The organism is Sulfitobacter sp. HNIBRBA3233 (assembly GCF_040149665.1).
Lineage (GTDB): Bacteria > Pseudomonadota > Alphaproteobacteria > Rhodobacterales > Rhodobacteraceae > Sulfitobacter > Sulfitobacter marinivivus.
Genome location: NZ_JBEFLP010000002.1, coordinates 547208 through 555782, shown reverse-complemented (window position 1 = coordinate 555782; position 8575 = coordinate 547208). Strand labels below are relative to the sequence as shown.

The 8575-nt window shown below is 63.2% G+C and carries 8 protein-coding genes; 6 read left to right on the top strand and 2 right to left on the bottom strand.

Annotated features, from left to right (window positions below; genetic code table 11):
• A partial coding sequence (locus ABMC89_RS15865) for a calcium-binding protein (protein ID WP_439655671.1) occupies positions 1-1276 on the bottom strand: 1276 nt, incomplete at its 3' end.
• Between the two features lie 591 nt (positions 1277-1867).
• Entirely contained in the window at positions 1868-2380 is a 513-nt protein-coding gene (locus tag ABMC89_RS15860) for a hypothetical protein (protein WP_349569697.1), read from the bottom strand.
• A 277-nt stretch (positions 2381-2657) separates the two neighbouring features.
• Between ABMC89_RS15860 and ABMC89_RS15855 the strand changes: the two genes are divergently transcribed.
• The 6 genes from ABMC89_RS15855 (at position 2658) to ABMC89_RS15830 (ending at position 8568) form a co-directional block, all read left to right on the top strand.
• On the top strand, positions 2658-3665 hold the full coding sequence (locus ABMC89_RS15855; protein WP_349569694.1) for a LysR substrate-binding domain-containing protein: 1008 nt from the start codon (positions 2658-2660) through the stop codon (positions 3663-3665).
• 112 nt (positions 3666-3777) lie between these two features.
• Positions 3778-5298: an amidase gene (locus ABMC89_RS15850; RefSeq protein WP_349569692.1), complete on the top strand. Its 1521-nt coding sequence runs from the start codon at positions 3778-3780 to the stop codon at positions 5296-5298.
• A 15-nt stretch (positions 5299-5313) separates the two neighbouring features.
• Positions 5314-6597, top strand: coding sequence for a TRAP transporter large permease (locus ABMC89_RS15845; RefSeq protein ID WP_349569690.1), 1284 nt, complete (start codon positions 5314-5316; stop codon positions 6595-6597).
• Positions 6598-6619: 22 nt separating this feature from the next.
• Positions 6620-7594 (top strand): TRAP transporter substrate-binding protein, encoded by a 975-nt coding sequence (locus ABMC89_RS15840; protein WP_349569688.1) that lies wholly within the window; start codon positions 6620-6622, stop codon positions 7592-7594.
• A gap of 60 nt (positions 7595-7654) precedes the next feature.
• Positions 7655-8188 (top strand): TRAP transporter small permease, encoded by a 534-nt coding sequence (locus ABMC89_RS15835; RefSeq protein WP_349569686.1) that lies wholly within the window; start codon positions 7655-7657, stop codon positions 8186-8188.
• Positions 8189-8223: 35 nt separating this feature from the next.
• On the top strand, positions 8224-8568 hold the full coding sequence (locus ABMC89_RS15830) for a RidA family protein (protein ID WP_349569683.1): 345 nt from the start codon (positions 8224-8226) through the stop codon (positions 8566-8568).
• Positions 8569-8575: the final 7 nt, after the last annotated feature.

Below are 8575 nucleotides of genomic sequence, written 5' to 3'. Positions count from 1 at the left end.
CCCCCCCGTCGATCGTATCCGACCCGCCTCCCGGCGTGATCCAGTTGTTGACCGAGGTGCCGATTATGAATTCGGTCGCGTCCGACCCCGAAATATTCACATCGGAGCCAGCAATAACCGGTGGTCCGACATCGGCCAGCAGATCGGATGCGCTTACGGTTCGATCGTTGAATGCAATGAATTCGACATCGTCACTGATGAGGTCGTTTCCCGCCTGTGACCTGAGAAGAAAGGCGCCATCGGACAAGACAACGGAGACGTTGAAATCGCCATCTTCGCCCAGGTAATTTCCGTCGATCACAGCGGTATCACTCCCCGCTCCGCCGTGGATTGTATCGTCGCCTGCGCCGCCGGTCAGCCTGTCGTCGCCGTCTTCACCAAAAAGCGCGTCATCTCCATCATTGCCTTCAAGGGTGTCTGCCCCTTCGTCGCCCCGCAAAACGTCATTCCCGCTTGCGCCGAGAAGACGATCGTCGCCGGCAGTACCCGTCAGGGACAGCGGTGTCGTGATGCCGGCATTGATCATGGCGCTTATCACGGCGTCATTCGGAGCAATTGCCGCCGGCTCGAAGCCGATGATGCTGGGACGTGAAAGATCGTCTCTCTTGTCGAGGATCAATGCGTCGATTTCCGCCGGATCGATTGTTCCGAAGTAGTTGTCACTCCCGGAGATCTGACTGAGCGAATACTCGACTTCAAGTGCCGGTATATCGCTCAGAAAGGTGTTGCCGGAAACGTCTACCGGATCGCCGTACGTCGTCCAGGCCACAATCGTTGCCGTACCCATCACAGCGCGCTCGGCGTTGATGAAGGCATTGTCCCTGATAGACACACTTCCTTCCGAGGTAGAGCCGATACTCAGGCCGCCGGAATTGATGAAAACATTCCCTTCGAAAAGGCTGTCTGCCTTGGGATACCACACATAGGTGGTATCCGCCCCGGAAATCAGGCTGTTGGTCAGGCTGAACGAGCCGTAATTTCCGGTTCGGAACGGCAAAAACACCCCGCCGGAGATTGTCGCTTGATCGATATCGATCCGCCCCGGCGTTCTGTAGTCTGTCCCGAAGGCGATGATCACATCATCGAAGGTGATTTTCGCATCCTGAGAACCCAAGGCTGTCAGCGTGCCGAACGCCGAGATGGAGTAGCCATTTCCCTCTATGGTGACACCCGGCTCGATCGTGAGCGTCACCCCCGGTGCAATCTGATTATCGTCCGAAAGAACGATCGTTTGTCCTGTTTCCCAGACGGTGTCTTCAGTAAGTATTCGCGCCATTAGCTATCTCATCACGTTTCAAAAATTCGGTTCGCAGGAAGGGCATCAGCAATGCAGGCACCCAATATTCTCCTCCGGGCAGTTTAGCCCGTCGTCAGTCTCGCGTCTATTATTGCGCAACGGATCGTTCACGGCATCGCCGCAGGGGCCGTTGAATAAAATTTCCTTCGTAATTTCAGCGCGATGCGTTCAGGCATGGGCATTCCTGCAATTTGAACTGGCGCAAGAATTTTCCGACTTTCAATTATAGCTTGAATCAATCTGGACGCCTGTCGGAGGCACAATTTCCAGAAATGGGAGGGCTGCCGCGTGGGGCAAGCGCAGCCTTAGGCAAGGCTTGAACGGTGCCGCGTTGGCCGCTGCGCAATCGAAAGCAACGGGGCGCGATCCGACAGCTTCGGCAGTTGGTGGCGGCAAAGCAGATGCCCCCATAGGGGCCGTTCATGCCAATCGCGCAAGGTCCGATACATCGGTCCTTCATGGAGGGCACAGGCGTATGGGTAATCTGTGAAGCACTGGCTTGAGCCAGCGTGTCCATGCCCCTTTTGGGCCTGCCCAAACAACGCAAGACGTTGCGCGCAACCGCGTTGGTCAGTCCAACTCTTCAAGTGTTACTGTGAAGACGCCATCGACCGGGATGCCGTCCGACAGGTCGATGTCGCGCCCATAGTTGTCTGACGTACCGAGCGTCCCGGTCACGCTACCGGTTAGGCTCATCAGTGTACCCTCCAGCGCGTGACTGTCCAGTTTCACGGCCAGCCCGCCATCCTCCTCGTCTTCATTGGCGAACAGCTTGAGAACCGCGTCCCCCCCCTCGTAGCGGGACAGCCGCATTTCCGCTTGGCTCGGCGTCCAGCCCGGAGCGTCGAAGCCCAAGGTCACGACCAGCGGATCCTCGCCATCCTCGTTGAAAGAACGGGCGTAAATGTTGATGGAGGGCCAGTTTGCGCTGCCGCTCCAGTCGCTTTGTGTTCCCCAAAGCGGAATGACCTCTTCTTCGCCTGCTATGGTGAGGACCAATTCGCCCGTACTCTCGGCGATCGTGGGCGTGGCCAAACCAACGGCAAGAACGGTGGCGGAAAGGGTGATGATCTTTGCAGACATAGTTCACTCCAACGCTTGTTTTCAGGTCCAAGCTTAGGACAATCGCATCCTTTGCATCAAGGCCCCCGGGCTTACCCCATCCAGAAGCAGCCCTGCCGGCACCGCCCACCGTCTGGAAACTGGCGTGAATCGAGCGCGGAAAGGAGATGGATGAGAGGGACAAACGCCCCCCCGATCAACGCAATCGCCAGACCCGGCAAGCCGAGGCTAAGGGCATTTTGGTGTTGCCCGGCCACACCGGTCGCGCGACACTGCCGCTGGCTGCACAGGTGCCGTGGTGCACACCGAAATTGCACGCCCTGCGTTTTGCTTTTGCCTCACGGTCGCGGACCGGACGCGTGCGAGGAGATACGATATCCACAGCGACCACTTCATAAAGCGGCTCAGCCTGCGCCACCTGCGGGTGATTGCTGGTCTTGCCGAGCACAAGCTTGTCGCCCGCGTGGCGCAAGCGCTGAACGTGACGCAGCCGGCGGTTTCCAAGCAGATCAACGAACTCGAACACATCGCGGGCGCGCCGATCGTGACCCGCGAGCGCAATCGCCTGTTCCTGACGCCGATAGGTGAGCGCCTTGCGGAACATGCCCGTATCGTGCTGGGCCAGATCGACCGCGCGGCCTTTGACCTTGATGCCATGGCCAGCGGAGCGTCGGGGCCGGTGCAGGTCGGGGTGGTGGCGTCGGTCGCGCCGATACTGTTGCCGGGCGCCATCAGCCTGTTCAAGCGCAGCGCCCCCCGGTCGAACGTTGTCATCAGCGAGGGGCATTTCGTCTCGCTGTTTCCGCTGCTCGAAGCCGGGCAAATTGACCTGCTGATCGCACGCATATGGCAGCCGGACACGCTGGAAGGTGTGGATCAGACCATGCTGTTCAGCGACCCTGTCGTGGTGGTCGGCGGCCCCGCGCATCCGCTGGCCAATGTCGAGAAGATGACATGGGCACAGGCGACCGACTGCCCGTGGATCCTGCCGCAGGCCAATTCGGTCGCCCGCCGGGCGATGGAGGCGATGTTCGCCGGTCATGGCCTCGCGCCGCCCGTCAATATCATCGCGTCTTCGGCGCTGTCGCTGAATATCGAGCTGCTCAAGCATACCGAGGCACTCGGGTTCTTTCCCGCCAGCCTCGCGCGGACCTTCGCGGCACGGGGGGATCTGGTGATCCTGCCGCTCGATACCGAAGGGCTCCTGTCGGAAGTGCGCTGTTTCTGGCGTAGCGACGGGGCCGACCAGAACAGCCCGGCAAGCCTGTTCCGCAAATGCCTGATCCAGGCCGCTTCGCAGAGATAAACCATTCCATTTGGTTAATGTTTTCTTCTTTAAATTCATTATCCCGCCGAAAAATCGTGCTGTAGGCTTACCCAAAGTTAAAGAAGAGGCGAGCCGCCGAGGCTCGGGGGAAATGACGCACAGCGATCCGACACAGATGTCCGCACGGCAGATCATGGCCGCCTTCGCCAGTGGCTCCCTGACGCCCAGCGCGTTTCTCGAAGCCTGTCTGGACCGCATTTCCGCGTTGAACCCCGCGCTCAATGCGCTGACCGCCTTCAATACCGAGCGCGCGGTTGTCGAGGCCGCGCAGGCCACGCGCCGCTGGCAGAACGGGGCGCCCCGCGGGATGCTCGACGGGCTGCCGATCGGGGTCAAGGATCTGCAGGACACCGCTGGTTTGCTGACAACCCATGGCAGCCCGCGCGCGCGGGGCAACACCCCGAAGGCCGACCTTCCGATGGTCGCACGGCTGCGCGCCGAAGGTGCCATCGTTCTGGCCAAGACGAACGTGCCCGAACTGGGCGCGGGCGGCAACACGCGCAACCCTGTCTGGGGGGCGACGGGAAACCCGTTCAACCCTGCGCTGGTGGCGGGCGGATCTTCGGGCGGGTCGGCGGCGGCTCTGGCGGCGGACCTGCTGCCGCTCTGCACGGGCTCGGATACCGGAGGGTCGCTGCGCCTTCCCGCCGCCCTGTGCGGGATCGTCGGCTATCGCCCGTCGGTCGATGTGATCGCACACCCCACACGCCCAGTGGGCTGGTCGGCCATTTCGGTTCTGGGGCCGATGGCGCGGGACGTGGACGACCTGATCCTCATGCTGCGCGCCTGTCACGGCTTCGATGCGGGCGATCCGCTGTCGTGCCCGTCGTCCCCTGCCCGCTTCGATGCCATTCCCGACGCCCCCCTGTCGTCGCTGCGGCTGGGCATCAGCGAGGATTTCGGCGGCGCGCCCGTCGATCCGGATATCCGCGCCACCTTCCGCGCGCGGGTCGCAGCGCTTGCCCCGCATCTCGGCGAATGCCGCGAGGTCGATCTGAACCTCGGAGAGATGGACCGTGCTTTCGACATCCTTCGGGCCGAGAGCTTTCTGGCCGGGTTCGGCGAGGCCGTCCGGACCGCACCCGAAGATTTTGGCCCGCATATCCACAGCAACGTGGAACTGGGCCGCACGATGACTCTGGCGGACCGCGCCTGGGCGCATATGGAGCAGACACGCATCCTGCGCCGTTTCAATGGGCGTATGGAGGGGCTGGATGCGATCCTTGTGCCCACCTCGCCCGTCTCGCCCTTCCCCTGGACCGACGCCTATCCGGCCAGCATCGACGGCACGGAAATGGACATCTACTACCGCTGGCTTGCGCTGACCTACCGCGGCTCGATGAGCGGCGGGCCGGTGATCTCGCTGCCGACAGGGCGCGACGGGGCCGGTTTGCCCTTCGGTCTGCAGATGATCGGACCGGTGCGCGGCGATGTCGGGCTTCTGGCGGCGGCGCGCAGTGTCGAGGCGTTTCTTGCCGGGGATCCGCAGACCGCTAGGCCACGCCCCGACACCGATGCCCTGCACCGAAGCACTGTCGACCTGCGCTCGATCGTGACCCATCCGCCGTTGACCACCTCGGCGGACGGTCCCGAGATCAAAACAGCCGTTTAAGAGGAAGCAGCAACCATGTGGCCCATCCCTGCCGTCTTCGTGCTGCTGCTGATCAGCGGAACCGCATTTGCCTACCTCATGGGGGCGGTGTCCGTGCTGTCCTTTGTCATGGCTGGCAAGGCGCAGTTCCTGTCGATCCTGCCGCAGCGCATCTTTGCACAGCTGGATGTCTTTGCCTTCATGGCGATGCCCCTGTTCATCCTGACGGCCGAGATCATGACCCGCGCCGGTGTGACCCGCAGCCTCATCGACTTCGCGCTGTCCGTGGTCGGGCGGTTCCGGGGCGGCCTGGGCCATGTGAACATCCTGACCAGCGTCTTCTTCGCCGGGATATCTGGCTCGGCCATTGCCGACAGCGCGGCGCTGTCGCGCACCTTCGTCCCCGAGATGGTCGAACGCGGCTACAGCCCCTATTACGCGGGGGCGATCACCGCGGCCTCGTCGATGATCGGGCCGATCATTCCGCCCTCGATCATCATGATCATCTATGGCGGTCTGACCGGCGCTTCCGTCGCGGCGCTGTTCGCCGCCGGCATCGTGCCGGGCATCCTGCTGGCGGTCTCGCTGATGGTCCTCAACGCGGTGCTGGCGCGCATCGGCAACCATCCCGGCGGCGTTGCAGCGGATGTGCCCGCCTTCTGGCCAAGCCTGCGCCGCGCGGCGCCCGCGCTGCTCTTGCCGGTGGTGATCCTCGGCTCGCTGGTGCTGGGGCTGGCCACGCCGACCGAAGGTTCCGCCATCGCGGTGCTCTTCGCCCTGATCGCCGGGCAGTTCTACACGGGCCTGTCATGGCGGATGCTGTTCGACGCGCTCGACGCGACCGCGCGCCTGACCGGGACGATTTTCATCATTCTCGCGGCGATTTCGGTGCTCGGCTTTCTTGCGGGCCAGATGGGCTGGTCGCAGATGCTGGCCGAATGGGTCGAATCGATCGGTCTGACCGGTACGCGCTACCTGTTCTTCCTCGTGGGCATCTTCCTGATCGCGGGCATGTTCATGGACACCCCCGTCGCCATGACGCTGCTGATCCCGCTGTTCGCGCCGCAGGCGCTCGCGCAGGGGATCGACCCGGTGCATCTGGGCATCGTGCTGTGCTTCAACCTGTGCGTGGGCCTGATCACGCCGCCGCTGGGCAAATGCCTTGTCGTCGTCGCCGCCCTGACCGAGCTGAACTACTGGCGTCTGGCCTATGCCGCGCTGCCCTTCGTGGTGGTGCAGATCCTGCTGCTTCTGGCGCTGGCCTACTGGCCGGAGCTGAGCCTGACCGTGCCGAGACTGGCCGGATTTTCCGTAAATTGATGAAACCCTGGGAGGAAACACGATGAACATAAAAGCCCTGGCCCTGTCGGCCCTGATGGCGACGGCCACAGCCGCCACCGCCGAAGTCAAGATCGCGCTGGACAGCGCCCCCGATCTGGAAACCTCCGGGTCCTACAATTGGGCCGCGACCTTTGGCGCGGAGCTCACCAAGGCCGGCTTCGAGGTCCGCGAAATGCCACGCGGTGCCGTCGGCAACGAGGCCGAGAAGTTCGATCAGGTCACGACAGGCCTGCTCGAGGTATCGCTGTCCGACGTGCGCTCGGTCGCGCAGGTCGAACCATTCGTCTACGGGCTGCGCCTGCCGTATCTATTCGACGATGCAGCCCACATGCAGCGCGCGCTGAGGGAAGGCGGCGTCATCGCCCGCCAGAACGAGGCGCTGGCCGCGCAGGACGCGATGCTGCTGGCCATCGCGCCGCTTGGCCCCTCCTCCGGCATCATCACCACCGACAAGGCGGTGCGCAGCCCGGAGGACATGGCGGACCTGCGGATGCGCGCGCTCGACGATGCGCAGATCGCCATGTACGAGGCGTGGGGCAGCTCGGGCACCATCGTGCCCTGGGGCGAAGTGCCTGCGGGCCTTCAGACCGGTGTGATCGACGGCTACCTGAACTCGCCCTTCGTGCCGATCATGTTCGGCCAGACCGATTTCGTGAAGAACTACGCGGATGCGGGTGTCATCATCCCCGCGCGCGCCGTTCTGGTGTCGAAGATGTGGTATGACGGCCTCAGCGACGAGGAACGCGCAGCCGTGGACGCGGCGGTCGAAACGGCCGATGCCGCTACGCAAGCGTGGCTGGACGGCGTGTCGGTCTCCTCGCTCGAAGCGCTCGAAGCCGCCGGCGTCACGGTCCAAAGGCTCGATGCGGACGAACGCGCGGCGTTTCGGGAAAAGTCGCAGGCGGTCTACGACTCCGATCTGATGCCCTCCGACGATGTCGCCGCATGGAAGACCCTCGCCGCCGACGCACGCTGATACCATTTCGCGCGTCCCGCACCGGGCGGGGCGCGCCTTTGCCGACAAACAGTATCCGCCATGCGTGCTTTCATCACCGGCCTCAGTGACCTTCTGCACCGTATCGCGCGCGGCGTGGCCGTGGCAGCCGTTGCGGGCATGTTCATCACCGTGATGATACAGGTCATCGCGCGCTACGGCTTTTCGTCACCGCCCGTCTGGACCGAGGACGTGGCCCGCTACATGATGGTCTGGACCGGCCTTCTGGGGGCAACCCTGTCGTTCAAGACGCGGTCGGACGCGGTGCTGATGGCGAGCGTGTTTCCCGCACGCCCGAACTGGATGGGCCTGATGGCCGAAGCCCTGCAAAGCGCCGCCGTACTGACGTTCGTCCTGCCGACGGTCTACTTCTGCTTCGTCGGTCTGCGCGGCGGCTTTGCGCGCGGCTATCTCGCGCGGCAGGCGGCGCTCACGATGGACACGCTCGGCATCGCGATGGTGTGGATCGCCGTGATCGTACCGATCGCGATGATCATCATCCTCGTGCATCTTGCCGCCCGCTGGGCCGAGGGCCCCGTGGCTCCGCGCACCGATGCGCAGACAAGCCTCGACTGAACTTACACGACACACTAGCCAAACCAAGGATACCCATGACCGCTGTTCCAATTCTCCCGTTTTCGAAGACGCGCCGCGTCGATGATCTGCTGTTTCTGTCCGGCGAACTGGGCTTCGCGCCCGACGGCACGATCCCCGACGGGATCGAGGCGCAGACCCGCAACTGTCTCGACCGGATCAAGACGACCCTCGCCGGCGAGGGCCTTGGCCTGTCCGATGTGGTGTCCTGCACCTGCTTCCTGACGGACAAAGCCGATTTCGCGGCATTCAACGCAGTCTATGCCGAGCATTTTGCCGATCCGCTTCCGGTGCGGACAACCGTGCTCAGCGGGTTGATGATCGAGGCGAGGGTCGAGATAACCGTCATCGCAAAGATCTGACAGGCGT